24 protein-coding genes are annotated in these 25,560 nt (G+C 59.9%); 11 read left to right on the forward strand and 13 right to left on the reverse strand.

The window, feature by feature from the left end:
- Positions 1-67: 67 nt before the first annotated feature.
- From gltP to CFE47_RS21325, 4 genes are all read right to left on the reverse strand, one after another.
- Positions 68-1,399, reverse strand: coding sequence for a glutamate/aspartate:proton symporter GltP (gene gltP / locus CFE47_RS21310; protein ID WP_185709692.1), 1,332 nt, complete (start codon positions 1,397-1,399; stop codon positions 68-70).
- Between the two features lie 728 nt (positions 1,400-2,127).
- Positions 2,128-2,595 carry an inhibitor of vertebrate lysozyme family protein gene (locus tag CFE47_RS21315; RefSeq protein WP_286840246.1) on the reverse strand — a complete coding sequence of 156 codons (468 nt, stop codon included), beginning with the start codon at positions 2,593-2,595 and terminating at the stop codon, positions 2,128-2,130.
- A gap of 2 nt (positions 2,596-2,597) precedes the next feature.
- Positions 2,598-2,762: a DUF1328 domain-containing protein gene (locus CFE47_RS21320; RefSeq protein ID WP_003170804.1), complete on the reverse strand. Its 165-nt coding sequence runs from the start codon at positions 2,760-2,762 to the stop codon at positions 2,598-2,600.
- Between the two features lie 84 nt (positions 2,763-2,846).
- Positions 2,847-3,131: a hypothetical protein gene (locus CFE47_RS21325; protein ID WP_286840247.1), complete on the reverse strand. Its 285-nt coding sequence runs from the start codon at positions 3,129-3,131 to the stop codon at positions 2,847-2,849.
- A gap of 376 nt (positions 3,132-3,507) precedes the next feature.
- Here CFE47_RS21325 and algB point away from each other — a divergent pair, with 376 nt between their 5' ends.
- Both algB and CFE47_RS21335 read left to right on the forward strand, forming a co-directional pair.
- Complete coding sequence (gene algB / locus CFE47_RS21330) at positions 3,508-4,854, forward strand: sigma-54-dependent response regulator transcription factor AlgB (protein WP_185709689.1); 1,347 nt, start codon at positions 3,508-3,510, stop codon at positions 4,852-4,854.
- 10 nt (positions 4,855-4,864) lie between these two features.
- Positions 4,865-6,652, forward strand: a complete 1,788-nt coding sequence (locus CFE47_RS21335) for a KinB sensor domain-containing domain (RefSeq protein WP_286840250.1) — start codon at positions 4,865-4,867, stop codon at positions 6,650-6,652.
- On the opposite strand, the gene CFE47_RS21340 is transcribed toward CFE47_RS21335, so the two are convergent.
- The 6 genes from CFE47_RS21340 to CFE47_RS21365 all read right to left on the reverse strand — a co-directional run bounded on the left by CFE47_RS21340 (position 6,649) and on the right by CFE47_RS21365 (position 12,200).
- Positions 6,649-7,425 (reverse strand): N-acetylmuramoyl-L-alanine amidase, encoded by a 777-nt coding sequence (locus tag CFE47_RS21340; RefSeq protein ID WP_185709687.1) that lies wholly within the window; start codon positions 7,423-7,425, stop codon positions 6,649-6,651. The genes CFE47_RS21335 and CFE47_RS21340 overlap by 4 nt on opposite strands.
- Before the next feature lie 88 nt (positions 7,426-7,513).
- A complete protein-coding gene (locus CFE47_RS21345) occupies positions 7,514-9,568 on the reverse strand; it encodes a diguanylate cyclase (protein WP_286840254.1) in 2,055 nt (684 codons plus the stop codon).
- Entirely contained in the window at positions 9,565-10,443 is an 879-nt protein-coding gene (locus CFE47_RS21350; protein ID WP_286840256.1) for an endonuclease/exonuclease/phosphatase family protein, read from the reverse strand. Before CFE47_RS21350 ends, CFE47_RS21345 begins: the two co-directional genes overlap by 4 nt.
- A gap of 10 nt (positions 10,444-10,453) precedes the next feature.
- Positions 10,454-11,089: a thiol:disulfide interchange protein DsbA gene (gene dsbA / locus CFE47_RS21355; RefSeq protein ID WP_185709684.1), complete on the reverse strand. Its 636-nt coding sequence runs from the start codon at positions 11,087-11,089 to the stop codon at positions 10,454-10,456.
- Between the two features lie 168 nt (positions 11,090-11,257).
- On the reverse strand, positions 11,258-11,863 hold the full coding sequence (locus CFE47_RS21360) for a c-type cytochrome (protein WP_185709683.1): 606 nt from the start codon (positions 11,861-11,863) through the stop codon (positions 11,258-11,260).
- A 34-nt stretch (positions 11,864-11,897) separates the two neighbouring features.
- Positions 11,898-12,200, reverse strand: a complete 303-nt coding sequence (locus tag CFE47_RS21365; protein WP_185709682.1) for a c-type cytochrome — start codon at positions 12,198-12,200, stop codon at positions 11,898-11,900.
- Positions 12,201-12,392: 192 nt separating this feature from the next.
- Between CFE47_RS21365 and yihA the strand changes: the two genes are divergently transcribed.
- The gene (gene yihA / locus CFE47_RS21370; protein WP_286840260.1) at positions 12,393-13,034 is read left to right on the forward strand and encodes a ribosome biogenesis GTP-binding protein YihA/YsxC; all 642 of its coding nucleotides are present in this window, start codon (positions 12,393-12,395) and stop codon (positions 13,032-13,034) included.
- Positions 13,035-13,304: 270 nt separating this feature from the next.
- On the opposite strand, the gene polA is transcribed toward yihA, so the two are convergent.
- A complete protein-coding gene (polA, locus tag CFE47_RS21375) occupies positions 13,305-16,085 on the reverse strand; it encodes a DNA polymerase I (protein ID WP_286840263.1) in 2,781 nt (926 codons plus the stop codon).
- Positions 16,086-16,159: 74 nt separating this feature from the next.
- Between polA and CFE47_RS21380 the strand changes: the two genes are divergently transcribed.
- Both CFE47_RS21380 and CFE47_RS21385 read left to right on the forward strand, forming a co-directional pair.
- Entirely contained in the window at positions 16,160-16,450 is a 291-nt protein-coding gene (locus tag CFE47_RS21380; protein WP_185709680.1) for a DUF2782 domain-containing protein, read from the forward strand.
- A gap of 56 nt (positions 16,451-16,506) precedes the next feature.
- On the forward strand, positions 16,507-17,460 hold the full coding sequence (locus CFE47_RS21385; protein ID WP_286840267.1) for a homoserine kinase: 954 nt from the start codon (positions 16,507-16,509) through the stop codon (positions 17,458-17,460).
- Between the two features lie 123 nt (positions 17,461-17,583).
- On the opposite strand, the gene CFE47_RS21390 is transcribed toward CFE47_RS21385, so the two are convergent.
- Positions 17,584-18,504, reverse strand: a complete 921-nt coding sequence (locus CFE47_RS21390) for a zinc ABC transporter substrate-binding protein (protein WP_286840270.1) — start codon at positions 18,502-18,504, stop codon at positions 17,584-17,586.
- Between the two features lie 67 nt (positions 18,505-18,571).
- Here CFE47_RS21390 and zur point away from each other — a divergent pair, with 67 nt between their 5' ends.
- The 4 genes from zur to CFE47_RS21410 are packed head-to-tail and all read left to right on the forward strand — an operon-like array spanning position 18,572 to position 21,377.
- A complete protein-coding gene (zur, locus tag CFE47_RS21395; protein ID WP_056861009.1) occupies positions 18,572-19,054 on the forward strand; it encodes a zinc uptake transcriptional repressor Zur in 483 nt (160 codons plus the stop codon).
- Positions 19,054-19,839 (forward strand): zinc ABC transporter ATP-binding protein ZnuC, encoded by a 786-nt coding sequence (znuC, locus tag CFE47_RS21400; RefSeq protein WP_286840273.1) that lies wholly within the window; start codon positions 19,054-19,056, stop codon positions 19,837-19,839. Before zur ends, znuC begins: the two co-directional genes overlap by 1 nt.
- Positions 19,832-20,620 (forward strand): zinc ABC transporter permease subunit ZnuB, encoded by a 789-nt coding sequence (gene znuB, locus CFE47_RS21405; protein ID WP_286840274.1) that lies wholly within the window; start codon positions 19,832-19,834, stop codon positions 20,618-20,620. Before znuC ends, znuB begins: the two co-directional genes overlap by 8 nt.
- Before the next feature lie 37 nt (positions 20,621-20,657).
- Positions 20,658-21,377, forward strand: coding sequence for a PA5502 family lipoprotein (locus tag CFE47_RS21410; protein WP_286840277.1), 720 nt, complete (start codon positions 20,658-20,660; stop codon positions 21,375-21,377).
- Positions 21,378-21,476: 99 nt separating this feature from the next.
- Here CFE47_RS21410 and katE read toward each other — a convergent pair whose 3' ends face one another.
- Positions 21,477-23,606 (reverse strand): catalase HPII, encoded by a 2,130-nt coding sequence (katE, locus tag CFE47_RS21415; RefSeq protein WP_286840280.1) that lies wholly within the window; start codon positions 23,604-23,606, stop codon positions 21,477-21,479.
- A 229-nt stretch (positions 23,607-23,835) separates the two neighbouring features.
- Between katE and CFE47_RS21420 the strand changes: the two genes are divergently transcribed.
- Positions 23,836-24,843, forward strand: coding sequence for a methionine ABC transporter ATP-binding protein (locus CFE47_RS21420; protein ID WP_185709673.1), 1,008 nt, complete (start codon positions 23,836-23,838; stop codon positions 24,841-24,843).
- Entirely contained in the window at positions 24,843-25,517 is a 675-nt protein-coding gene (locus CFE47_RS21425) for a methionine ABC transporter permease (protein ID WP_286840283.1), read from the forward strand. Before CFE47_RS21420 ends, CFE47_RS21425 begins: the two co-directional genes overlap by 1 nt.
- The last annotated feature ends 43 nt before the right edge of the window (positions 25,518-25,560 follow it).

A 25,560-nucleotide genomic window follows, 5' to 3' on the forward strand; every position in this document is an offset into this window, starting at 1 on the left:
AATGATAGCGGGGCTGACAGAAACGACAAACCCCGGATTTCCGGGGTTTGTTCAAATCACGCAAGCCTTAGCCGCGGCTGGTCTCGCCGGCTGGCAGTGCAGTCTTGGTGCGCCAGTGTGGCAGGGAGTTCCAGTAGCGCTCGCCCTTGGCGTCGTCGTACATGCCTTCCCAACGTGCGATAACCAACACGGCCAGCGCATTGCCGATCACGTTCAGGGCGGTACGCGCCATGTCCATGACACGGTCGACACCGGCGATGAACGCCAGGCCTTCCAGCGGAATGCCCACGCTGCCCAGGGTGGCCAACAGCACCACGAAGGACACACCCGGCACACCGGCGATGCCTTTGGAGGTGACCATCAGGGTCAGCACCAGCATCAGTTGCTGGCCAATCGACAGGTCGATGCCATACAACTGCGCGATGAAGATCGCGGCGATGCTCTGGTACAGAGTCGAGCCGTCGAGGTTGAACGAGTAGCCAGTTGGCACCACGAAGCTGCAGATCGCCTTCGGCGCGCCGTAGGCTTCCATCTTCTCGATCACGCGCGGCAGCACGGTCTCGGAGCTGGCGGTGGAGTAAGCCAGTACCAGCTCATCCTTGAAGATGCGCATCAGCTTGATCACAGAGAAGCCGAACAGGCGCGCGATCAGGCCCAGAACCACAAAGGCGAAGAACAGGATGGCGACGTAAACCAGAATCACCAGCTTGGCCAGTGGCAACAAGGAGGCGAAGCCGAAGTTGGCCACGGTCACCGCGATCAGTGCGAAAACGCCGATCGGGGCGTATTTCATGATCATGTGGGTGACTTTGAACATGCTCTCGGACACGCCCTGGAACATGTTCACCAGCGGCTCGCGCAGCTCAGGCTTGAGGCTCGACAGACCCAGGCCGAACAGCACCGAAAAGAAGATGATCGGCAGCATTTCGCCACGGGCAACGGCGGCGAAGATATTCGATGGGATCAGGTTGAGGATGGTCTGGATGAACGCATGCTCATGCTGCACTTCCGCCGCAGTAGCGGTGTACTTGGAAATATCGACGGTACCCAAGGTACTCATGTCGATGCCAGCGCCTGGGTGGAACAGGTTGGCCAACAACAAGCCAACCACGATGGCGATGGTGGTGACCACTTCGAAGTAAAGGATGGTTTTGACGCCGATACGCCCGAGCTTCTTCGCGTCACCGACACCGGCAATGCCGACGATCAGCGAGGAGATCACAATCGGGATCACGATCATCTTGATCAGGCGGATAAAGATATCGCCCGCTGGCTGCAACACATTGCTGATCCACCAGGCCTTTTCAGCACTGAAATGGTTGAGCACTGCACCGATTGCGATCCCGAGCACCAAACCGATGAGGATCTGCCAGGCGAGGCTTAGCTTTGCCTTCTTCATGTCATTACCCTTACTTCAAGTGGACGTATGGCAAATGCGCCAGCTGCAACGCTCGAGAGCGAAAAAGTGTGTGCATCTGCCTCCATGGAAGGTCACCGCAGCGTGGCCGAAATGGCTTACTGGCAGGCGAAAAAAGGCGCAACTATTCCGATGCAAGAGGACGACGTCTAATGCCGTAAACGCCTACCCTATGCCGAATCGGCATGGGTTTTTTTCATAATAACTGTCCGAACGGTCAGTTCAAATGCGACATATTGTCCGGCAAACATGCCGTGAACCTGCCAAACCCGGCTCGCTCAGAGAATCAGGACGTCTTGAAGAGGCTGGCAGAAATGCCTGAGATAACAGCGACTTTGTGTCGGAAATGTCCTATAGCCAAGGCAAAATTTTATCGATAGATGGTCACCCCGACACACCAAGAAATGGTTGGAGATGAGCAAAAGTGAAATTTGCGGCTATAGGCGGTATGAAGCGCGGGAGATGAGAGTGTTAAGCCCGTCGCAAGTTCAGCAAGCCGTGAGCTTGTGAACCTGCGTCGCAGCTTTTCGCCTGACCCGGCCCTTGCGCAGGCACTCCCTGTGCCCGTAGGTCACGCCGATCCCAATTGATCAGAGCAACCCGGCCCCTTGGTCATGCACCTCTCTTAGCGAGCGGTGCAAACAGAAAGAAGCGAGGGGCTTCTTTCTATGGACGATGGGTTCGCAGACGCGAGCCGCGTCGCACGAACCTTAGTACCAATTCGGATCTTTCTTCAGCTGCTCCATCAGCAGCTTCTGCATGCCTTCGTCGGGCTTACCGATAAACCGGTAGTCGGCGTGCCGCGTCGGGGACTTGTCTGCCGGCAGACCGGCCGGCACTTGCACCAACATGGCGTAGGCATCTTTCTTGTCGTAGCTGAACGCAACGATCAGGCGCTTGTTCAGGCACGTATCTGCGGTCTCGCAGAGCGGCCCAACCAAATACTTGTCGCCGTCTTCTTCTACAGCATTCATCTGTTCGGCGGTGCCAGACAGGTTCATCACCCATTCCGGCAAGCGCTCTTCTTTCTTCACCACGCTTTGCCAGGCTTCGCGGTATTGCGGGTCCGCGCTGAGCAATTCGTTGGCCCGAGATTGGCCGTCGTTGGCGGCTATCACCAAGCCGCTGCCGCCTAGAAGCAGGGCGGCAGCTATGGTTTTAAACGACAGGGAGGTCATGTTCAGCCTCGGCCGCGACGGCCAAAGAAGAACGAAGCGATGAACATCACCAGGAAGACGACAAAGAGAATCTTGGCGATACCCGTGGCGGTGCCCGCGATACCACCGAAGCCCAGGACTGCAGCCACAATGGCGATGATCAGAAATGTGATTGCCCAACTCAACATGGTGATTCTCCTTACGCTTTTATAGGGGTAACAGCGGTAGTGCCTTTCGGGCGCCCAACATGAGCGACCTTTTATTGCTCTTGCCTAGAACACCCAACGTTCTTGGGCTGGCAGCTCGCCCAGGGTGGAATCCTGGTCAGCTACTCTCAATTGCGGGGCCGCAGCATTGGCAGAAACACTGCCAATGGAGCTGAAATGGGTCTGGGTCATCATCGGACGTTCGAACTGCGGGGCTTGCTGCTGACTCTGCTGCCAATGCTGTATCTGCTGGCCGGCAATCAACGTGACCATCAAGGCCAGGCTGGCAAACAGACCCTGCTGCAAGCGCAGCGGCGATACACGCAGTTGGCTGAGGCTTTGGCGAGTCATGCTGTTGTTCTCCCGCATTCTGATTATTCGTTGGGAGAGATATTGCAGAGCGCATGCCAGCTTTTTTGCAAAATAAAACCCAATAAAATCAATAGGTTATATATTTTAGATCGGCAGATCGCCCAGCATCCTGCACGATGCCCCCTTGGTGGCCGTGCGAAATGCACGATCGCCAGCGGTCGGATCGAAGGATCGAAAATGTTGAGTGCGTTGCCGAAGTGGCAAGACGGCATGAAAACGCCATCAGGCAGGGCTTTGTGGGAAGACATGCAGATACCTGCACGACGCTGCCTTTTATCGATCAGAATAAACCATGCAACTTGCCCGATTATTCCGGGACTAAACACCATCATTCATATTAAGGAGCGTGGGACAGATGGAATCAGCCAAGGAACTTCAAGGCCGCATTCTTTTAGTGGATGACGAATCCGCGATCCTTCGCACCTTCCGCTATTGCCTGGAAGATGAAGGCTACACCGTAGCCACCGCTAACAGCGCGGCCCAGGCCGATGCGCTGATGCAACGCCAGGTGTTCGACCTGTGCTTCCTGGACCTGCGCCTGGGTGAAGACAATGGCCTGGATGTGCTGGCACAAATGCGCATCCAGGCGCCGTGGATGCGCGTGGTGATTGTCACCGCCCACTCGGCTGTCGACACCGCCGTGGATGCGATCCAGGCCGGCGCCGCTGACTACCTGGTAAAACCTTGCAGCCCGGACCAATTGCGCCTGGCCACCGCCAAGCAGTTGGAGGTACGCCAGCTATCCGCACGGCTTGAAGCACTGGAAGGCGAAGTACGCCAGCCCAAGGACGGCCTCGACTCCCACAGCCCCGCGATGATGGTGGTGCTGGAAACCGCGCGCCAGGTCGCAGGCACGGATGCCAACATCCTGATCCTGGGCGAGTCCGGTACGGGTAAGGGCGAGCTGGCCCGTGCCATTCACGGTTGGAGCAAGCGCTCGAAAAAGTCCTGCGTCACCATCAACTGCCCGTCGCTGACGGCAGAGCTGATGGAAAGCGAGCTGTTCGGCCATAGCCGTGGTGCTTTTACCGGCGCAAGCGAAAGCACCCTCGGCCGGGTCAACCAAGCAGATGGCGGAACGCTGTTTCTCGACGAAATCGGCGACTTTCCGCTCACCCTGCAACCCAAGTTGCTGCGGTTTATTCAAGACAAGGAATATGAGCGCGTGGGCGACCCGGTCACCCGTCGTGCCGACGTGCGCATCCTCGCGGCTACCAACTTGAACCTGGAAGATATGGTGCGCGAGGGTCGCTTCCGAGAAGACCTGCTATACCGCCTCAACGTGATCACCCTGCACCTGCCTCCGTTGCGCGAGCGCAGCGAAGACATCCTGACCCTGGCCGACCGCTTCCTGGCGCGCTTCGTCAAGGAATACGCACGACCCGCACGTGGCTTCAGCGATGAAGCGCGCGAAGCGCTGCTTAACTATCGCTGGCCCGGTAATATCCGTGAATTGCGCAACGTGGTGGAGCGGGCGAGCATTATCTGCCCCCAGGAAAAGGTCGAAATCACTCACCTCGGCATGGCCGAGCAGCCGACCAATAATGCCCCGCGTATCGGCGCAGCGCTGAGCCTGGATGAGCTGGAAAAAGCGCATATCGGCGCCGTGCTGGCCACCAGCGACACCTTGGACCAGGCCGCCCGTACCCTCGGTATCGACGCATCGACCCTGTACCGCAAACGCAAACAGTACAACCTGTGAGCTGTAGCCTATGAAGCTTGCGATGAAACTGCGCACTCGGCTGTTCCTGAGTATCTCAGCGCTGATCACCGTCGCCCTGCTGGGTTTGATCCTGGGCCTGGTCAGCGTCATGCAAATGGCGAAGACCCAGGAGTCCTTGATCCGTAGCAACTTCGTCACCCTGGACCTGGGGCTCAAGTTGCGCCAGAGCCTGGGCGACCAGTTGATGATGATGCTGGAAGAGAGCCCGGACCCGCAGGCCTTGCAGGCTTCGAAACAACGCTATTTCGAACTGCTGGACCAAGGCATAGCGCACGAGCAGAGGGACGGTGTTGGAACGGGGTTCAGCCGAGCCAAGGACGATTACCAAGACTTGCTCAAGGCGTTTGACGAATCCCAGCAAGCGACACCGCCTCCCGGCAGCAAGGAGCAGCTCACCGAAGCCTTCAATGAACTGCGCAACGGCCTGATCAACGAGCACAAGCTGGCCCTGCAGAACATCAGTAACAGCGAACACAAGTCCCGCGAGCGGGCCCTGCTCATCGCCGGTTTGCTCGGCTTGGTGGGGCTGGCGGTGCTGATCATCGGGTTTGTGACGGCCCATGGCATCGCCCGACGTTTTGGCGGGCCGATCGAAGCACTGGCCAAAGCGGCGGACAAGATCGGGCAGGGCGATTTCGAAGTGACACTGCCGATTTCTTCAGCCGCGGAAATGAACCAACTGACCCGTCGCTTCGGCATCATGGCCGAGGCACTGCGCCAGCATCAGGCAACCAACGTTGATGAGCTGCTGGCCGGTCAGCAGCGCTTGCAAGCCGTGCTCGACAGCATCGATGACGGCCTGCTGATGATTGACCGCCAAGGCCGCCTGGAGCACCTCAACCCAGTAGCACAACGCCAACTGGGCTGGGATGGAGAACGTCTAGGCCAGGGACTTGGCGAAGCACTGGCACGCCCGGAGCTGGATGAACAGCTGCAACTGGTCCTACGGGGCGGCAACCTGGAACGTGCGCCCGACGACCTGGAAGTGGAAGTCGAAGGCGAACTGCGTCTGCTGACTTACAGCCTGACGCCTGTCAGCCATACCCAGGGGCACATTCTCGGCGCCGTGATGGTGTTGCATGACGTCACCGAGCAGCGCGCCTTTGAACGGGTACGCAGCGAATTCGTGTTACGCGCTTCCCATGAATTGCGCACGCCGGTGACCGGCATGCACATGGCGTTCGGCCTGTTCCGCGAACGCGCGAAGTTTCCGGCGGAGTCTCGCGAAGCGGACCTGCTGGATACGGTCAATGAAGAAATGCAGCGCCTGATGCAGTTGATCAATGACCTGCTCAATTTCTCGCGCTACCAGAACGGCCTGCAGAAACTCACCCTGGGGCCCTGTGATGTCACTGACTTGCTCGAACATGCCCGCGCACGCTTTGCAGAACCGGCCAACGCGCAAAACATAGAGCTGCTGGTGGAGGCCCAACCCGATCTGCCCCGGTTGTATGCCGATCAGGTGCAGTTGGAGCGAGTACTCGACAACCTGTTGGGCAACGCCCTGCGCCACACCGCCGACGGCGGACAGATTCGCCTGCAGGCGCGTCGCCATGGTGAGCGGGTGATTATCAGCGTCGAGGACAACGGCGAAGGCATCGCCTACGGGCAACAGGGGCGCATCTTCGAACCCTTCGTGCAGGTAGGTCGCAAGAAGGGTGGCGCCGGCCTCGGGCTGGCGCTGTGCAAAGAGATCGTGCAATTGCACGGTGGCCGCATGGGCGTGTATTCACGGCCGGGGCAGGGCACTCAATTCTATATGGCGCTACCGCTTTAACTGCGATTCAACGCGCGCAGGATCGCGGCACTCTCCGCATCTGGCGTGCCATCGAACAGCGAAGGCCGGAAGTGCATCTGGAATGCCGCAATCACATGGCGCGTGGCGACATCCAATTCACCGGTCTGCGGCGTCTGGTAGCCCAGGCGCGCCAACTCTTCCTGGAACCAGGTGATGCTCGGCAACTCGCTGGCGTATTGCACCTGGAACCGCGCAACGGCTTGCGCATCCGGCCAAACGCCTAGCCCTTCAGCCGCCAGACGCTTCCACGGGAACAACGGGCCCGGGTCTAGCTTGCGCAACGGTGCGATGTCGCTGTGGCCGATGATGTTCTTGGGATCGATGCCATTGCGTTTGCTGATGTCCTTGAGCAACACCACCAGCGACTGCACCTGCGACTCCGAGTACGGGTACCACACGCGGCCGGTGGGCGTATCACGGTAGCCTGGGTTGACGATTTCGATGCCGATGGAGCTGGAGTTGAGCCAGGTGCGGCCCATCCACTCGCTTTCCCCCGCATGCCAGGCGCGCTGGCTTTCGTCGACCAGCTTGTAGATGGTGCCTGAGGCGTCGTCGCCGATCAGATAATGGCTGCTGACTTGGCCGTGGGTAAGCAGGGCCAGGGAGCGTTCGAGGTTGGTGGAGGTGTAGTGGACGATAACGAACTGCACGCGGTTGTCATGGTTCACCGAGGGGTGGCTGGTGTCCAGGCGAGGACCGCTGGCGCAGCCGGCGAGCAGAAGAAACAAAAAGGCGAAGCAAAAGGATTTCATGGCGGGCGACGTTACACTGAAGACGATAATGCAACAGTGTAACGTACCGCCCGCGACCCGACGGTCAAATTACAAAATGGAACATCTTTTACGCCGCCTGCACCTGGTTGCGCCCCGCCGCCTTGGCTCGATACAACGCCGCATCCGCGCGTTTGAGCACCAAGTCACTGCGCTCTCCCGGCTGGAACTGCGCCACCCCCATGGACACCGTAATCGTCACCGGCTCGCCCTTGAAGTGAAACGGGCACGCTTCAATGGCTGCACGCAGCACGTTGCCAACCGCCACGGCATCGGCCAAGGAAGAATTGGGCATCAGCAACACAAACTCTTCACCGCCAAAGCGCGCGATAAAGTCCGTCGGGCGCAGGCGCTTGCGCAACACGTTGGCGATGATTTTCAGCACTTTGTCACCGGCCAGATGACCGTATCCGTCGTTGATACGCTTGAAGTGATCCAGGTCCAACATCGCCAATGACAGGTTGTTGCCGTGTTGGTGCCAGGCGTTGACCTCAAAGTCGAGGCGTTCGCTCCAGGCTGCACGGTTGGGCAGGCCGGTGAGCGGATCAATCAGGGCCTTTTGGCGCTGCACCTCCAGGTGCTCACGATAACCCTGCGCTTCCTGCTCCATATTGGCGACCCGTTCAGCCAGCCCTGTCAGGCGCGCCGCAACTTCCTGTTCACGCTGGTCACGTTGTTGCTGATGCTCGTCCATGGTGCCGAGCAGGCCTTCAAGGTGGCTTTCCAAAACATGCTTGAGACTGTCCAGGTCGGCCGCCTCCTGGACGCTGCTTTGCAGGCCATCGACCTGTTCGCGAATCTGCGTGTCCAGTTCCCGAGCGGCGGAGCGGCTATCGGCGTGGCCGTCGCTGGCCACCTGCAAATGGCCTTGGAACGCTTCAAGGCGTTCGTTGAGCTGCTTGAGATAGGCTTCAAATTCATGCTGGCCGCTGTCGGTGATCGCCAACATCAACACCGCCAAGTCATCCAGGATCGGCAGCAACTCGTACCAGTTCAAACCGTGGGCCAGGCGTTCGCGCATGGCTTCGGCCTGGGGTCGGTGACGCTCGGGCAGTGACAGCTCCTCCAGCAGCCCAAGGAGCGTGTCTTCGATATGTTTGGCCACGGAGCTGTAGGACGGCTCCGGCGAGTCCGGCAAAGAATACGGGCCATCAGCTTGCAGCTCGTCGGGATCGGCCTCCTCGGCCTCCAGCACGGGCGGCAGCGACAGGCTACCAATGAGCGTTTCGTCCGGCGTCTCGACCTGAGCCTGCGGCACCTCGACAAAGGCGGCGAGGGCGCTTTCCGGAGCCGGCTCGTCCACCTTAGGCTCGGAAGCGGCGGGCTCGATCCGCGCGACAGGCGTTGCAGGCGACGCCTTTTGAACAGGCGCCTCGTAGACGAACGTGTCACTGGCCGCCTCGGCGACTTTAGCTGGCACCGGGATTTCAGTTTGTGGCGCACTCGGCACTGGCACTTGCGGTGCAAAAGCGCGCAAGGCTTGTGTCAATTCCTCGGACTGCTCGGGCTCTTGGGGCTCTGCGACTGGCTTGGCCACAGCGGGCAACGGTATCGGGTTGGCGGTGGGCTCGCTGGCCACCGCCTCATCCGCAACCTCCTTGGCTCCAAACAGACGCTGCAGCAACCCCGGCCCAGGGCGCGGGGTTTCGCCGTCCGGCTCCAGGTTATCCAGCGCTTGCCGTTGCAGGCTGCTGAGTTCACTGAGCAGCAGCGGGATCTCGCGGGCCTGGCTGACGCGTCCGTCCAACTGCTTGGCGAAGGTTTTCAGTGGACGCGCCACCTCACGGGGTAGCGGCAGCTTTTGCAACTGCGCCACCAGAGACGTGAGTGCGCTGCTGATCTGGTCAACCCGGGTTTCGCGACGCTGCTCCGAATCCAATACGGCCTTTTCCAGGCGTGGCAGCAGGGCGGCGAGGGCGGCATCCATATCGTCGGTACGGACGACGTCGCGCATTTCCTTCATGCATTGGTCAACCGCGCGGTCAGTGCCTTCCGCCGCCAGGGTGCTGCGCACCAGCCCTCGACGCAGCAGGTCGAGGCGGGCAGCCCAACGGCGTTCGAGCTTTTCTTGTTGCTCGATACTTTTAAGGTATTTCTCTTTCCAGCGCTGGGCGTCGTCGCTCATGCAAGGGGTCCGCGAGGGCCTGGGCTCAACGCGGGTAATGCATCAGCCGTGAGCGAACCCGGCAGACGAATCTCTACCGCGACCGGCAGGTGATCGGAGATGGGCTGCGCCAGCACCTGCACACTCTCGAGTGTGAGGGTTGGACTGAGCAGGATATGGTCAAGACAACGTTGCGGACGCCAACTGGGAAACGTGGCTTCGGCTTGCGGCGCCAGTAGCCCGAGGTCGCGCAACGGGGAATTCTGCAGCAGGTCGCTGGCATGGGTGTTCATGTCACCCATCAGCACCTGGTGCTTGTAAGAACCAATCAGCTCACGGATGTAAGCCAACTGCATGGTGCGGGTGCGCGCACCCAGCGCCAAGTGCATCATCACCACCACCAAGGCCTCAGGGCCTTCACCAAAACGCACGAGGATCGCGCCACGCCCCTTGGGGCCTGGCAACGGGTGATCTTCGATAGCGGTTGGTTTCAAGCGGCTGAGCACGCCATTGCTGTGCTGCGCCAGGCGCCCGAGGTTGCGATTGAGTTGCTGATACCAGTAAGGGAAAGCACCTAGCTGGGCCAGATGCTCCACCTGGTTGATGTAGCCGGAGCGTATGCTGCCGCCGTCAGCTTCCTGCAGGGCGACCAGGTCGAAATCATTCAACAGGTTGCCGATTTTTTGCAGGTTGCCGGCACGCCCAGTGTGGGGCAGCAGGTGCTGCCAGCCACGGGTGAGGTAGTGCCGGTACTTCTCGGTACTGATGCCCACCTGGATGTTGAAGCTCAGCAGGCGCAGGCGGCTGTCCGCCGGCAGGCCTGTGGATTCCAGGTGATGTTCGTTGACCTGCGGATCATGCAAACCAACGACACGTTCGGTACCCCAGCGGCGCATGGTAGGCCCCTTACTTCGCTGCACGCTCTTTGGCGATCAGCTGGTCAGCCACGTTGAGGGTCGCTTCCGGACCACCGGTGGTGCCCAGGTCAAAACGGTACTTACCGTTGACGATCATGGTCGGTACGCCCTGCACGCCGTACTTCTGCGCCAGTTCCTTGGCCTGCTTGATCTGACCCTGGATCGCGAAGGAGTTGAAGGTGGCCAGGAACTTGTCCTTGTCGACACCCTGGGTGGCAACGAAGTCAGCCATTTCGTCCGGCTTGGTCAGGCGCTTGCCTTCTTTCTGGATCGCGTTGAACACGGCGTTGTGGACCTTGTGCTCTACACCCATGGCTTCCAGGGTCAGGAACAGTTGGCCGTGGGCATCCCAAGGGCCACCGAACATGGCGGGGATGCGCTTGAAGTTTACGTCGGAAGGCAGTTTTTCGACCCAAGGGTTAATGGTCGGCTCAAAAGCGTAGCAATGCGGGCAGCCGTACCAGAACAGCTCCACCACTTCGATCTTGCCAGGCACCGCAACCGGAACCGGGTTAGCCAGTTCGACGTAGGTTTTACCGGCTTCAAGCGGCACGTCGGCAGCTTGTGCAGTCATGCCGAAGAGGCTGGCAGTGACGAGAGCGGCGCTGAGGATCAGATTACGCATGCTTTACTCCTGGACAAATAAAGTCGCCTCACGCGACCTTTGTTGTGACAGGTCTACGCGGGCATGAGTTCGTTAGTGTAACGGCACCGGCCACAAAAAAGGGCGGCCTAAGCCACCCTTTTTATGCTTGCATCGATGGATTAATCGAGCGTTAACGTAGCCGCAGGCTTAGTGCAGGCCCTGGATGTACTGGGAAACCGCCTCGATGTCCTTGTTGCTCATTTTATTGGTGATGGTTTGCATGATTTTGGCATCGCCGTCATTGGTGCGATTGCCTTCACGGAAGTCCGTCAACTGCTTGGCAACATACTGCGCATGTTGGCCGCTCAAGTGCGGGAAACCGGCAGCAGCGAGGCCTGCGCCGTTAGGCGAGTGGCAACCGATGCACGAAGGCATGCCTTTTTCCAGGTTGCCACCACGGAACAGCTCTTCACCGTGGGCCACGGTTTTAGGATCGGCGGCTCCCACGCTGCCTTTCTGGCTGGCAAAATACGCCGCGATGTCTGCCAGGTCTTGATCGCTGAGGTTGGTCAGCAGGCCGGTCATTTCCAGGACCGTGCGCTTTCCATCCTTGATGTCGTGCATCTGCTTGGTCAGGTAACGTTCACCCTGGCCGGCCAGTTTAGGGAAGTTCGGCGCCGGGCTGTTGCCATCCGGTCCATGGCAAGCACCACATACGGCGGCTTTCGCCTGGCCCGCTGTAGCGTCGCCTGCAGCATGGGCAACACCGGTGATGCCCAAGGTCAACAGCAGACTCACGATCAGTTTGTTCATCAGCTAATCCAACTACGGCTAAGGGGTTTAAGAGTTATCTACCGGGTTTACTCACCATCAACTCAATGACGGCCTGGTAATCCTCAGTACTGCAGTCCATGCACAAACCACGCGGAGGCATTGCCTTGAAACCCTGGGTCACGTGTTGGACCAACGTGTCCATGCCTTGCGCCAATCTTGGCGCCCAGGCTGCCTGGTCACCCCGTTTGGGGGCGTTGGGCAGCTGACCGGCATGGCAAGCCACGCAAACTCGGTTGTACACCGCCTCCGGATCCTGTGTAGCCTGAGCGCTGTAAAGCGGAATCAGGACACCGATAGCGAGCAACCATCTGGTCATACGTCGACCATTTCAGGGTTTGAGAGCGTTTTGCGTTCTAATGCGCAATAAAGGTCTTTCGCTCCCGTGAATTTCGTCCTTCGCTGGGACAAAACACACACAAAATCTGCGGCATTATATACTGGCGCTACTGAAACGGAAACGACACCGCTTGCCGCACCCTTTCTCGGCATCGCCCACATCGGAAATCTCATGCAACTCAAGAATCCCATCCTTGGCCTGTGCCAACAGTCCACGTTCATGCTCAGCGCCGCCAAAGTTGACCAATGCCCCGATGACGAAGGCTTTGAAGTCGCCTTTGCCGGTCGCTCCAACGCTGGCAAGTCCAGCGCACTGAACACGCTGACCCACGCCAGCCTGGCACGCACCTCGAAAACCCCGGGCCGCACGCAACTCCTCAATTTCTTCAAGCTAGACGATGATCGGCGTCTGGTCGACCTGCCGGGCTACGGTTACGCAAAAGTACCTATCCCGTTGAAGCTGCACTGGCAGCGTCACCTGGAGGCTTACCTGGGTGGCCGCGAGAGTTTGAAGGGGTTGATCCTGATGATGGACATCCGTCATCCAATGACTGACTTCGACCTGTTGATGCTCGACTGGGCAGTCGCCAGCGGCATGCCGACGCACATCCTGCTGACCAAGGCCGACAAGCTCACCTACGGCGCAGCCAAGAACACCTTGCTCAAAGTGCAGTCCGAAATCCGTAAGGGCTGGGGCGACGCAATTACCATCCAGCTGTTCTCGGCCCCCAAGCGCATGGGTCTGGAAGAGGCTTACACCGTGCTGGCGGGCTGGATGGAATTGGCGGACAAGGGTGCGGAACTCGCGGAATAACTTTTCTGCGGGCAAAAAAAACCCCGGACTTCTTATGGGGAGGGGAAGTTCGGGGTTCAAGTACTGGACCGCTAGGGCGGGGTCCAGATATCTGCCAACACTTAACACAACATAGGAGCATTGAAGGGCTTCACCACCCATTCAGTAACTCTGAGTGGCACTTCACGGGTTAAGTTCCGGCAGGTTCAAAAAACTATTGGAAATAACTGACGGCGATATCTGATCTAAAGCACTCTGCCACCACCCAAGGCGACGGCAGAGCCCACGCAATTAGTGCGCTTCGTCCCAGTTGTCACCAACGCCTACGTCCACCACCAAAGGCACATCCAGTTTGGCCGCCGCACTCATGTGCTCGCGAATCTTCTCGCTGACCTCTGCCACCAGATCCTCACGCACCTCAAGCACCAGTTCGTCGTGCACCTGCAGGATCACCTTGGCGTCCAGGCCAGACTCGGCCAGCCAGTTATCCACCAACACCATCGCCTTCTTGATGATATCCGCCGCCGTACCCTGCATCGGCGCGTTGATCGCCGTGCGTTCTGCCGCAGCGCGTTCCTGAGGTTTGTTGGAGTTGATATCCGGCAAATACAGCCGACGCCCGAAGAAGGTTTCGACATAACCCTGATCAGCAGCCTGGGCGCGCGTGCGCTCCATGTACTCGCGCACACCGGGGTAGCGAGCGAAGTAAACATCGATATAAGCCTTGGCCGTCTTGGTGTCGACGCCGATGTCCTTACCCAGCTTCTGGGCGCCCATGCCATAGATCAGGCCAAAGTTGATCGCTTTGGCGCTGCGACGCTGATTGGAAGTAACCTCAGCCAGTTCAACCTTGAACACTTCGGCCGCCGTCGCCGTATGCACGTCGAGGTCGTTGCGGAAGGCATTCATCAACCCCTCGTCCTTGGACAAGTGCGCCATGATCCGCAGCTCAATCTGCGAATAGTCCGCTGCCAACAGCTTGTAGCCCTTGGGCGCGACAAACGCCTGGCGAATCCGCCGCCCTTCAGCGGTACGCACCGGGATGTTCTGCAGGTTCGGATCACTGGACGACAAGCGCCCAGTCGCCGCCACCGCCTGGTGATAAGACGTATGGATACGCCCGGTCCGTGGGTTGATCTGCTCCGGCAGCCGATCGGTGTAAGTGCTTTTCAACTTGCTCATGCTGCGGTACTGCATCAGCACCTTGGGCAGCGGATAGTCGTCCTCTGCCAGCTTGGCCAGCACTTCCTCAGCGGTAGACGCCTGGCCCTTGCCGGTTTTTTTCAGCACTGGCAAACCGAGCTTTTCGTAAAGTATCGCGCCGAGCTGCTTGGGCGACCCCAGGTTGAACTCCTCACCGGCGATCTCGAACGCCTGGCGCTCCAGCTCGACCATCTTGTCTCCCAACTCGATGCTCTGAACGCCGAGTAACGCCGCGTCCACCAGCGCACCCTGGCGTTCAATGCGCGCCAGCACCGGCACCAACGGTATCTCGATGTCGGTCAACACACTGGCCAGGCTCGGGATGGCGGTCAGTTGCGCGAACAGCTCCTGGTGCAGACGCAAGGTCACGTCCGCATCCTCAGCCGCATACGGGCCGGCTTGTTCAAGGGCGATCTGGTCGAAGGTCAGTTGCTTGGCCCCCTTGCCAGCGATGTCCTGGAAGCTGACGGTGTCGTGGTCCAGGTACTTCTTGGCCAGGCTGTCCATGTCATGTCGGGTTGCGGTGGAGTTCAGCACGTAGGATTCGAGCATGGTGTCGAATGCGATGCCGCGCACAGTAATGCCCTGCGCCGGGTCGCCGCCGATCGCGCAGTTGGCCAGGATATTCATGTCGAACTTGGCGTGCTGGCCGACCTTGAGCTTGGCCGGGTCTTCCAGCAGCGGTTTCAGGGCCAGTAACACCGTGTCGCGGTCCAACTGCTCCGGCGCACCGATGTAGGAATGGGTCAGCGGGATGTAGGCCGCTTCGTGGGGCTGCACGGCAAAGGAAACACCGACCAATTGCGCTTGTTGCGCGTCGATACCGGTGGTTTCGGTGTCAAAAGCGAACAATTTCGCGTCATTGAGTTTCTTCAACCAAAGATCGAACGTGGCCTGGTCGAGAATGGTGGTGTAAGCCGTCTCGACCGGAGCCGCGGGAACCGCCTCGGCAACTTCTTCGGCAGGCGCGGCCTTGAGCTCGACACGCTTGGCATCGCGCTGAACCTCATCGATCCAGCTCTTGAACTCCAGCAGCGAGTACAGTTCCAGCAGTTTTTCGCGATCCGGCTCGATCAGATGCAAGTCATCCAAGCCGACATCCAGCGGCACATCGCACTTGATCGTCGCCAACTGGTAGGAAAGAAACGCCATCTCCCGATGTTCTTCGAGCTTGGCCGGAAGCGTCTTGGCGCCGCGAATCGGCAACGTCGGCACAATGTCCAACTGCTCATAAAGCTCTTTGATGCCGCCATTCACGCCGACAAGCAAGCCGGACGCAGTCTTGGGGCCAATGCCCGGAACGCCCGGAATGTTGTCGGACGAATCGCCCATCAACGCCAGATAGTCGATGATCTGCTCCGGAGCGACGCCAAATTTCTCCTTTACGCCTTCGATGTCCATCGCGCTACCGGTCATGGTGTTGACCAAGGTAATGTGCCCGTCCACCAGCTGCGCCATGTCCTTGTCACCGGTGGAGATCACCACCGGGCGGTTGGCAGCTGCACTGCTGCGGGCCAGGGTGCCGATCACGTCATCGGCCTCGACGCCTTCGACGCACAGCAACGGGAAACCCAGGGCGATCACGCTTTGATGCAGCGGCTCGATTTGCACGCGCATGTCATCGGGCATGCTGGGGCGGTTGGCCTTGTACTCGGCGTACATATCGTCGCGAAAGGTCCCACCCTTGGCGTCGAACACTACCGCGAACGGACTGTCCGGGTACTGCTTGCGCAGGCTTTTGAGCATGTTCAACACGCCCTTGACCGCACCGGTAGGCAGGCCTTTGGAGGTGGTCAGCGGGGGCAGCGCGTGGAAGGCGCGGTACAGATAAGAAGAACCGTCCACCAGGACGAGGGGGGCTTGGCTCATGAGCAGGATCAACCTTTTCGGCGGGTCAGGCGCTAGAATAGCCGGACCAATGACGACAAAGGGACAAGGTTATCATGCGTACAGTAAATCGCCTGTTGTTGACCGGCTTGATTGCACTCACTCCGATCGTGGCCTTGGCGGCAGATACTGCGCCCTCGGGCGACCCGGAAGTTACTATTCGCACGGAAGGCGACAAGACCATTCAGGAATACCGCCAGAATGGCTTCCTGTACGCGATCAAGGTGACGCAGAAAGGCTTTCCGCCGTACTTCCTGGTACGCGCGGACGGAACCGATGCGAACTTCATCCGCTCTGACCAGCCGGATATGCTGATCCCGTCATGGAAGATCTTCGAATGGAAATGACTTCTTAACTTCAATTGGCGCCGCGCACCGCGGCGCCCGTACTGGCAGTTTTAACCATGTCTGTGTTCACCCCCCTGGCTCGGCCCGAGCTGGAAACCTTTCTCGCCCCTTACGGGCTCGGCCGCCTGCTTGATTTCCAGGGAATTGCCGCCGGTAGCGAAAACACCAACTTCTTCATCAGCCTGGAACAGGGCGAGTTTGTCCTGACCCTGGTTGAACGTGGCCCCGTCGCCGAGATGCCGTTCTTCATCGAACTGCTCGACGTGCTCCACGACGCCGACCTGCCCGTGCCCTACGCCCTGCGCACCACCGACGGTGTAGCCCTGCGCGAGCTGAAAGGCAAACCGGCGCTACTGCAACCGCGCCTGGCCGGCAAACACATCAAGGACGCCAATGCGCAACACTGCGCACAGGTTGGCGACCTGCTAGGCCATCTGCACCTGGCGACACAAGGCGAAAAAGTACTCGAGCGCAAGACCGATCGCGGATTGGACTGGATGCTTAGTGAAGGCGCGCAGCTGATTTCACACCTGGCACCAGCACCGCAACGCCTGCTGCAAGACGCACTGGACGAAATTGAAGCCCACAAGGCGCAGATCCTCGCCCTGCCGCGTGCCAACATCCATGCCGACCTGTTTCGCGACAATGCGATGTTCGAAGGCACGCACCTGACAGGCCTGATCGACTTCTACAACGCCTGCTCTGGCCCGATGCTGTACGACGTGGCGATTGCCCTGAACGACTGGTGCTCGGACGCCGATGGCGTGACCGATGGCCAGCGTGCCCGCGCATTGCTGGGCGCCTATGCGGGTCTCCGACCATTTACCGCCAAGGAGGCTGAGTTGTGGCCGACCATGCTGCGCGTGGCCTGTGTGCGGTTCTGGCTGTCACGCCTGATCGCGGCTGAGTCGTTTGCAGGACAGGATGTGTTGATCCATGACCCTGCGGAGTTTGAACACCGCTTGGCGCAACGCCAGCAGGTCACGGTCCAACTGCCGTTCGCACTCTAAAGCCGAACCCGGTCAATGTGGGAGCTGGCTTGCCTGCGATAGGAGTGGGTCTGCAACAGAGATGCTGGCTGACCTGACGCTATCGCAGGCAAGCCAGCTCCCACATACGATCGGTGTTAGCCGTTAAAGCGACTCAAGACACCCGGCCAGATCATTCCCGAGCTTCTCCAACACCTGCTCATACCCCTGAGCCGTGGCCGGTGTGTACCCGCCCAACGCATCCAACTCCGCCAGCTTCACCGGCAGGCCGGCCACCAGCGTTTCCGCCAGGCGCGGACGCAACGGCGGCTCACTGAACACGCACGTCTTGCCCACTTCCTGCAAACGCGTACGCATCGCAGCCACATGCTGGGCGCCAGGCTGCACTTCGGCGGCAACACTGAACACGCCGGTGTGCTTGAGGCCGTAGGCATCTTCGAAGTAATCGAAGGCTTCATGGAACACGAAGTAAGGCTTGTCGCCAATCGATGCCAGGCGCGCTTTCAAACGCGCATCCAATGCGTCCAGACGCTCATCGAAGGCCTTCACGTTGCTCTGGTAACGCGCGGCATTGGCCGGGTCGGCAGCGCTGAGGTCGGAGGCCATGCGCGCGGCAATCACCCGGGCATTGACCGTCGAGAGCCACAAGTGCGCATCCAGGCTGCCGGGGCGGTGATCGTGGTCATGTTCGTCGGCATCGTCGGCATGGGAGTGACTATCTTCGGCGAAACGCCGCAGTTTCATCCCCGCAAGGTCCTGAACCGCCACGGTCGGCAAGCTACGCCCCTTGAGCACGCGGGGCAGGAAGCTCTCCATGTCCGGGCCGATCCAATACAGCAGGTCTGCCGACTGTACGCGCCGTACGTCGGACGGGCGCAGCGCGTAGTTATGTGGCGATGCGCCAGGCGGCAGCAGCACCTCCGGAATGGCCACGCCGTCCTGCACAGCAGCGGCAATCAACTGCAGGGGCTTGATACTGGTGAGTACCTTGACCTCGGCCTGAGCGGCGCCTGCGATGAACAAACTGGTGATGAATACGACAAAAACAGGAAAAAGTCGGGACACGATGACCACTCGATGGCGTAGGAACGGGTAACATAATAACGTCTCTATCAAATATCTGTCGCCGCTCATGCCTAAAACACCGCTTGCCAGCCGTCCCCATGACCACTCTCACTGCGTGCATACCGCGCTGTCGGAGGCCGACACCCTGTGCGCACAGAAAGGCCTGCGCCTGACCGCGTTGCGTCGCCGCGTGCTGGAACTGGTGTGGCAGAGCCACAAGCCGCTGGGCGCCTACGACATCCTCGGCGTGCTCAGCGAGCAAGACGGCCGTCGCGCCGCGCCGCCAACCGTGTACCGCGCGCTGGACTTCCTGCTGGAAAACGGCCTGGTGCACCGCATCGCCTCGCTCAACGCCTTCGTCGGCTGCAGCCACCCGGAACACGCGCACCAGGGTCAGTTCCTGATCTGCCGCGAGTGCCACGCCGCCATCGAGCTTGAACAAAAAAGCATCAGCGACGCCATCGTCAAGAGCTCCGCCGATGTCGGCTTCAAGGTCGAAGGGCAAACGGTCGAAGTGGTCGGCCTGTGCTCCGGTTGCCAGGGGGCTTGATGAGCAACGCGTTAATCCGGCTGGAACAGGTTGGGGTCACGTTCGCCGGGCAAGCCGTGCTGGATAACATCGCCCTGAGCGTGGAGCCTGGGCAGATCGTTACCCTGATCGGCCCAAACGGCGCCGGCAAGACTACCCTCGTGCGCGCCGTACTCGGCCTGCTCAAGCCAGACAGCGGCAGCGTTTGGCGTAAGCCCAAGCTGCGCGTCGGCTACATGCCGCAGAAACTGCACGTCGATCCGACGCTGCCCTTGTCCGTGCTGCGCTTCCTGCGCCTAGTGCCCGGCGTGGACCGCGCCCGCGCCCAGGCTGCACTCAAGGAAGTCGGCGCCGAACAGGTGATCGACAGCCCGGTGCAAAGCATCTCGGGCGGCGAAATGCAGCGCGTATTACTGGCCCGCGCCCTGTTGCGCGAACCGGAACTGCTGGTGCTGGATGAACCCGTGCAAGGCGTCGACGTTGCTGGCCAAGCCGAGCTGTACAGCCTGATCACCCGCCTGCGCGACCGCCACGGCTGCGGCGTGCTGATGGTCTCCCACGACCTGCACCTGGTGATGAGCACCACCGACCAGGTGGTGTGCCTCAACCGCCACGTGTGCTGCTCCGGCCACCCGGAACAAGTCAGCGGCGACCCCGCGTTCGTCGAGCTGTTCGGCAAAAACGCCCAGAGCCTGGCGATCTACCATCACCATCACGACCACGCCCACGACCTGCATGGCGCCGTGGTCGATGATCCCGCCGCACCTCATACACATGTTCATGGAGATAGCTGCAAGCATGGCTGATTTTCTGCTCTACGCCCTGCTGGCAGGCTTGGCTCTGGCGCTGGTGGCGGGCCCACTGGGCTCGTTCGTGGTCTGGCGGCGCATGGCCTATTTTGGCGACACGCTGTCGCATGCCGCGCTTTTGGGCGTGGCCATGGGCTTCCTGCTGGATGTGAGCCCGACCATCGCGGTGACCGTGGGCTGCCTGCTGCTGGCGGTGCTGTTGGTGACCCTGCAACAGCGCCAGCCGCTAGCGTCGGACACCTTGCTCGGCATCCTCGCGCCCAGCACCCTATCCCTGGGCCTGGTGGTGCTGAGCTTCATGCATGAAGTGCGCATCGACCTGATGGCCTATCTGTTCGGCGACCTGCTGGCGATCAGCACCACGGACCTTGCCTGGATCCTCGGCGGTAGCGCCGCTGTGCTCGTGTTACTGATCGCACTGTGGCGCCCACTGCTGGCGATTACCGTGCATGAAGAGCTGGCCACCGTGGAAGGGTTGCCCGTGCCGACCCTGCGCATGGCGCTGATGCTGTTGATCGCAGTGGTGATTGCTGTCGCGATGAAGATTGTCGGCGTATTGTTGATCACGTCGCTGTTGATCATTCCCGCAGCCGCCGCCCAGCGCCATGCTCGCTCACCGGAGCAGATGGCCATCGGCGCCAGCCTGTTGGGGATGCTCGCAGTATGCGGGGGCCTGGCGCTGTCCTGGTTCAAGGACACGCCGGCCGGGCCATCGATTGTGGTCGTGGCCGCCGCCCTGTTTCTGCTGAGTTTTGTCCTGCCCCGTCGAGGGGTGTAGACTTGCTCGCTTTTTGCGCAAATAGAGAGTCGCAGGAATGAAGCCGTTCACCTCCCGTTATCTGCTCCTTGCCGCATTTTCCCTGCTGCTGGGCGCCTGTCAAAGCACAACGCCCGCTGCCACCGAGGCTCCGGACGCCCGCGCTGCGGCCATCGCGCAGCTGGAACAAAACCTGGCCAGCAGCGAATTGGCCACCGCCGAGGACGAGCTTGCCGCCTTGCAGGCCCAGTCGCCCAACGACCCGACGCTGGAGCCTTACCAGCGCCAACTGGCCGAAGCCTACCTGCAGCGCAGCCAGATCGTGCTGCAAAAAGGTGATGTCAACGCCGCAGCCACCGCCCTGAGCCGTGCCCGCGCACTGATGCCCAAGGCCCCAGCACTCACCGGCGGCGTCAACAGCGCCATCAGCCACGCACGCAAAGCCGAGCTGGATAAAGCCGAGGCCGCCTTGAAAGCGGCGGAATCGAAACCGGTTGCCAAGGTCATCGACCCTGCGGCTGAAAGCACCACTGTGGCACTGAACCTCACCCATATCGAGGAACTGCGCCATCAGTTGGATGCGATTGCCACCGACGTGGTGAATTACCAGTGCGATGTGAGCATCCAGGCGCCGCGCACAGAGGATTACCCATGGCTGGCGACCTTGCTGACCAAGCGAGTGAAGCGCATTGATTCGGCGTATGACCTGAAGATTCACCGGCAGATCTTGAAGAATATCCCGGCGCAAATTGTGCTGATTCCGCGTAAAGCCGATTAAAGCATCGCAGGCAAGCCAGCTCCCACACTTGGATGTATTCACCATTCAAGTGTGGGAGCTGGCTTGCCTGCGATGGCGATCTGACCAACAACCAAAGAGTTAAGCCGGAATCGCCTTGGCCTTAGGCTCACGATCCCAAACCCGATGCTGCCCAATCGCGGCAAAGAACGCCTTGAATGCTTTCGCATCCGATCCCACGATCAGTCCCGCATCCGCCTCAAGCTTGAGCAAGTCCAGCAACGACTTCGCCTCACTGGCGACGGCAATCGCCTTAAGGTGCTTGTACGCTTCAAGGACGTAATGCAACGCGACCCCGTCGCCGCTCAGCGCTTTCACCGACTCCTTGCCCCCCGGGATGAATACCGCATCAAACGCAATGGACGGCAATCCTTCCATCGATGCATCCACCGGCAAGCTCTTGCCATCCGCCGTTGTTACCGGCGCCGACGTCGGCCCAAGCAATTTGGCATGCGCACCCTCAGCTTCCAGTGCCTTCTTCAATGCGGCGATTCCCGCACCGTCCACGCCATTCGCTGCCAGGATCGCCACCTTGCGCGTTTTGATATCCGCCGGCAGCAAGTTTGCCTGGCTCAACGCAGGCGAGCGTGCCAACGAGGTCTTGTACTCCGCCACCGTGCCTTTTTTCGGCACCGGCAAACCGAGGTTTTCAGCCACGCGCTTGGCCAGTTCCAGGTCAATATTGGCCAGAATCTCGTTCACCTGCCGTGCACGAATAAACTCGCGCTCCACCTTGCCCAGCTCAAAGCTGTAGGCCGCAATGATGTGCTCTTGCTCATGCTTGCTCATGCTGCGGAAAAACAGGCGAGCCTGGGAGAAGTGGTCACCGAACGATTCACTGCGCTCACGCACCTTATGGGCATCGATGCGCTCGTAGTACGACTCGAACCCACCGTCTTGCGCTGCCGGCGGCGTTTCTTTCGGCCAGCCGCCATCAATCGAATTGGGCTCGTACGCGGCGCGGCCCTTATCGATCACAGTGCGGTGCATGGCATCGCGCTGACCATTATGAAACGGTACTACCGGCCGATTGATCGGCAACTCGTGGAAGTTAGGGCCACCGAGACGACTGATTTGAGTGTCGGTGTAGGAAAACAGACGCCCCTGCAACAGCGGGTCATTGGAGAAGTCGATGCCCGGCACTATATGCCCAGGGCAGAACGCCACCTGCTCGACCTCGGCGAAGAAGTTGTCCGGGTTGCGGTTCAGCACCATTTTGCCGAGCGGGGTAATCGGAACCAACTCCTCTGGAATCAGCTTGGTCGGGTCCAGAATGTCAAACTCGAATGCGTGCTCCTTATCCTCAGGAATCACCTGCACGCCCAGCTCCCATTCAGGGTAATCACCGGTTTCGATGGATTCCCACAAATCGCGACGGTGGTAGTCGGTGTCTTTACCCGCAAGCTTTTGCGCTTCGTCCCACACCAAGGAACAGGTACCCGCCGTCGGACGCCAGTGGAACTTGACGAAATTGGAGACGCCTTCGGCATTGATAAAGCGAAAGGTATGTACGCCAAAGCCCTGCATGCTGCGCAGGCTTTTCGGAATCGCACGGTCAGACATGGCCCAGATGACCATATGCGCCGACTCCGGCTGCAGCGAGACAAAATCCCAGAACGTATCGTGAGCCGACCCGCCCGTAGGAATCTCGTTGTGCGGCTCAGGCTTTACCGCATGCACAAAGTCAGGAAACTTGATTGCGTCCTGAATAAAAAACACCGGCATGTTGTTGCCCACCAAGTCGAAGTTGCCTTCGTCGGTGAAGAACTTCACCGCAAAACCACGCACATCGCGCACGGTGTCGCCGGAGCCGCGGGGGCCCTGCACGGTGGAAAAACGCACAAATACCGGCGTCTTATGCCCAGGGTCACGCAGGAAGCCGGCCTTGGTCAGTGCCGAATGGTTTTCATAGCTCTGGAAATAGCCATGGGCGCCCGTGCCACGCGCATGCACGATGCGCTCGGGGATCCGCTCATGGTCAAAGTGCGTGATCTTTTCACGCATGATGAAATCTTCCAGCAGCGAGGGCCCGCGTGCGCCGACCTTCAAGCTGTTCTGGTTGTCGGAAATCTTAACGCCTTGGTTAGTGCGCAAGGCTTGGCCGGTGGCGTCCGATCGGAACTCTTCCAGGGCCTGCAACTTGGCGTTGGTGTTCTCACGGTCCAGGGTGTTGGTTCCGGCAAGTTCGCTCTTTGGCTTTTTCGTGCTCATCAGTCAAAACTCCTTATTCAGACCCAGGCACGGCACCTGGGAAATCGAGTTGCCTAAGTAGTGACTGATGGGGGTTTGGGCCGTTCCTTTTTTATGACCTTTGATCGCGTTATTGCCAAATCGCTGGTGAGATGAGAAATAAATGCTAAATAACGCTATACGGACAGGCTAAAATGCGCGCCCGGCTAACCGCTGATCCCTTTTCCATGCGCCCCACAAGGTTCGCTACGTGATCGAGTTTCATAACGTCCATAAAACTTACCGCGTCGCCGGTAAGGATATCCCCGCGCTGCACCCCACCAGCCTGACCGTCGAAAACGGCCAGGTGTTCGGCCTTATCGGTCATTCGGGCGCGGGCAAAAGCACCCTGCTGCGCCTGATCAACCGCCTCGAAGAACCGAGTGGCGGCCAGATCACGGTTGATGGCGAGGAAGTCACCGCGCTGGACGCCAACGGCCTGCGCCGTTTCCGCCAGCAGGTCGGGATGATCTTCCAGCACTTCAACCTGCTGGCGTCCAAGACCGTCGCCGACAACGTGGCGCTGCCATTGACCCTGGCTGGCGAACTGTCGCGCAAGGACATCGACCTGCGCGTGGCTGAACTGCTCGCCCGTGTTGGCTTGTCCGACCACGCCAAGAAGTACCCGGCGCAGTTGTCTGGCGGCCAGAAGCAGCGCGTCGGTATCGCCCGCGCCCTGGCGACCAAGCCCAAGATTTTGCTGTGCGACGAAGCCACCAGCGCCCTCGACCCGCAAACCACCGCCTCGGTGCTGCAACTGCTGGCCGAGATCAACCGCGAGTTGAAGCTGACCATCGTGCTGATCACCCATGAGATGGACGTGATCCGCCGTGTCTGTGATCAGGTAGCGGTAATGGATGCCGGTGTGATCGTCGAGCAAGGCTCGGTGGCCGACGTATTCCTGCACCCCAAGCACCCGACCACCAAGCGCTTCGTGCAAGAGTCCGAGCAGGTCGACGAAAACGAGCAACGCGATGATTTTGCCCACGTGCCGGGTCGCATCGTGCGCCTGACGTTCCAGGGCGAAGCGACCTACGCGCCGCTGCTGGGTACCGTCGCCCGTGAAACGGGTGTGGACTACAGCATCCTCGCCGGTCGTATCGACCGCATCAAAGACATCCCCTACGGGCAACTGACCCTCGCCGTCACCGGTGGCGACATGGAGGCGGCGTTTGCCCGCTTCACCGCCGCTGACGTCCACATGGAGGTCCTGCGCTAATGGAAGCCCTGTTGAGTTTCTTCGCCAATATCGACTGGTCGGAAATCTGGCTCGCCACCGGCGACACCATGACCATGCTGTTCGGCTCGCTGTTCTTTACCGTGGTGTTGGGCTTGCCTTTGGGCGTGCTGCTGTTCCTGACCAGCCCACGTCAGCTGTTCGAACAGAAAGGCCTGTACGCGCTGCTGTCGCTGATCGTGAACATCCTGCGCTCGCTGCCGTTCATCATCCTGTTGATCGTGATGATTCCGTTTACCGTCCTCATCACCGGCACTTCGCTGGGTGTGGCGGGTGCGATTCCGCCGCTGGTCGTAGGCGCTACGCCATTCTTTGCGCGCCTGGTGGAAACCGCCCTGCGTGAAGTGGATCGCGGCATCATTGAAGCCACGCAATCGATGGGTGCCAGCACGCGCCAGATCATCACCAACGCCCTGTTGCCCGAAGCCCGCCCCGGCATTTTCGCGGCGATTACGGTGACGGCGATTACACTGGTGTCCTACACAGCGATGGCCGGTGTCGTCGGCGCTGGAGGCCTGGGTGACCTGGCGATTCGTTTCGGCTACCAGCGCTTCCAGACCGATGTGATGGTAGTCACGGTCGTGATGCTGCTGGTGCTGGTGCAAATTCTGCAATCCGTCGGCGACAAGCTGGTGGTGCATTTTTCTCGAAAATAACGGCCATTGCCGGCCAAAAGCCGGCACATGCCCGAACAAGGAG

Source organism: Pseudomonas sp. PGPPP1 (assembly GCF_002255865.1).
Taxonomy (GTDB): Bacteria; Pseudomonadota; Gammaproteobacteria; order Pseudomonadales; family Pseudomonadaceae; genus Aquipseudomonas; species Aquipseudomonas cremoris.

Excerpts from the sequence above, each read along its gene's own strand:
- gltP (WP_185709692.1), bottom strand. The coding sequence starts at position 1,399 with ATGAAGAAGGCAAAGCTAAGCCTCGCCTGGCAGATCCTCATCGGTTTG.
- CFE47_RS21315 (WP_286840246.1), bottom strand. The coding sequence starts at position 2,595 with ATGACCTCCCTGTCGTTTAAAACCATAGCTGCCGCCCTGCTTCTAGGC.
- CFE47_RS21320 (WP_003170804.1), bottom strand. The coding sequence starts at position 2,762 with ATGTTGAGTTGGGCAATCACATTTCTGATCATCGCCATTGTGGCTGCA.
- CFE47_RS21325 (WP_286840247.1), bottom strand. The coding sequence starts at position 3,131 with ATGACTCGCCAAAGCCTCAGCCAACTGCGTGTATCGCCGCTGCGCTTG.
- algB (WP_185709689.1), top strand. The coding sequence starts at position 3,508 with ATGGAATCAGCCAAGGAACTTCAAGGCCGCATTCTTTTAGTGGATGAC.
- CFE47_RS21335 (WP_286840250.1), top strand. The coding sequence starts at position 4,865 with ATGAAGCTTGCGATGAAACTGCGCACTCGGCTGTTCCTGAGTATCTCA.
- CFE47_RS21340 (WP_185709687.1), bottom strand. The coding sequence starts at position 7,425 with ATGAAATCCTTTTGCTTCGCCTTTTTGTTTCTTCTGCTCGCCGGCTGC.
- CFE47_RS21345 (WP_286840254.1), bottom strand. The coding sequence starts at position 9,568 with ATGAGCGACGACGCCCAGCGCTGGAAAGAGAAATACCTTAAAAGTATC.
- CFE47_RS21350 (WP_286840256.1), bottom strand. The coding sequence starts at position 10,443 with ATGCGCCGCTGGGGTACCGAACGTGTCGTTGGTTTGCATGATCCGCAG.
- dsbA (WP_185709684.1), bottom strand. The coding sequence starts at position 11,089 with ATGCGTAATCTGATCCTCAGCGCCGCTCTCGTCACTGCCAGCCTCTTC.
- CFE47_RS21360 (WP_185709683.1), bottom strand. The coding sequence starts at position 11,863 with ATGAACAAACTGATCGTGAGTCTGCTGTTGACCTTGGGCATCACCGGT.
- CFE47_RS21365 (WP_185709682.1), bottom strand. The coding sequence starts at position 12,200 with ATGACCAGATGGTTGCTCGCTATCGGTGTCCTGATTCCGCTTTACAGC.
- yihA (WP_286840260.1), top strand. The coding sequence starts at position 12,393 with ATGCAACTCAAGAATCCCATCCTTGGCCTGTGCCAACAGTCCACGTTC.
- polA (WP_286840263.1), bottom strand. The coding sequence starts at position 16,085 with ATGAGCCAAGCCCCCCTCGTCCTGGTGGACGGTTCTTCTTATCTGTAC.
- CFE47_RS21380 (WP_185709680.1), top strand. The coding sequence starts at position 16,160 with ATGCGTACAGTAAATCGCCTGTTGTTGACCGGCTTGATTGCACTCACT.
- CFE47_RS21385 (WP_286840267.1), top strand. The coding sequence starts at position 16,507 with ATGTCTGTGTTCACCCCCCTGGCTCGGCCCGAGCTGGAAACCTTTCTC.
- zur (WP_056861009.1), top strand. The coding sequence starts at position 18,572 with ATGCCTAAAACACCGCTTGCCAGCCGTCCCCATGACCACTCTCACTGC.
- znuC (WP_286840273.1), top strand. The coding sequence starts at position 19,054 with ATGAGCAACGCGTTAATCCGGCTGGAACAGGTTGGGGTCACGTTCGCC.
- znuB (WP_286840274.1), top strand. The coding sequence starts at position 19,832 with ATGGCTGATTTTCTGCTCTACGCCCTGCTGGCAGGCTTGGCTCTGGCG.
- CFE47_RS21410 (WP_286840277.1), top strand. The coding sequence starts at position 20,658 with ATGAAGCCGTTCACCTCCCGTTATCTGCTCCTTGCCGCATTTTCCCTG.
- katE (WP_286840280.1), bottom strand. The coding sequence starts at position 23,606 with ATGAGCACGAAAAAGCCAAAGAGCGAACTTGCCGGAACCAACACCCTG.
- CFE47_RS21425 (WP_286840283.1), top strand. The coding sequence starts at position 24,843 with ATGGAAGCCCTGTTGAGTTTCTTCGCCAATATCGACTGGTCGGAAATC.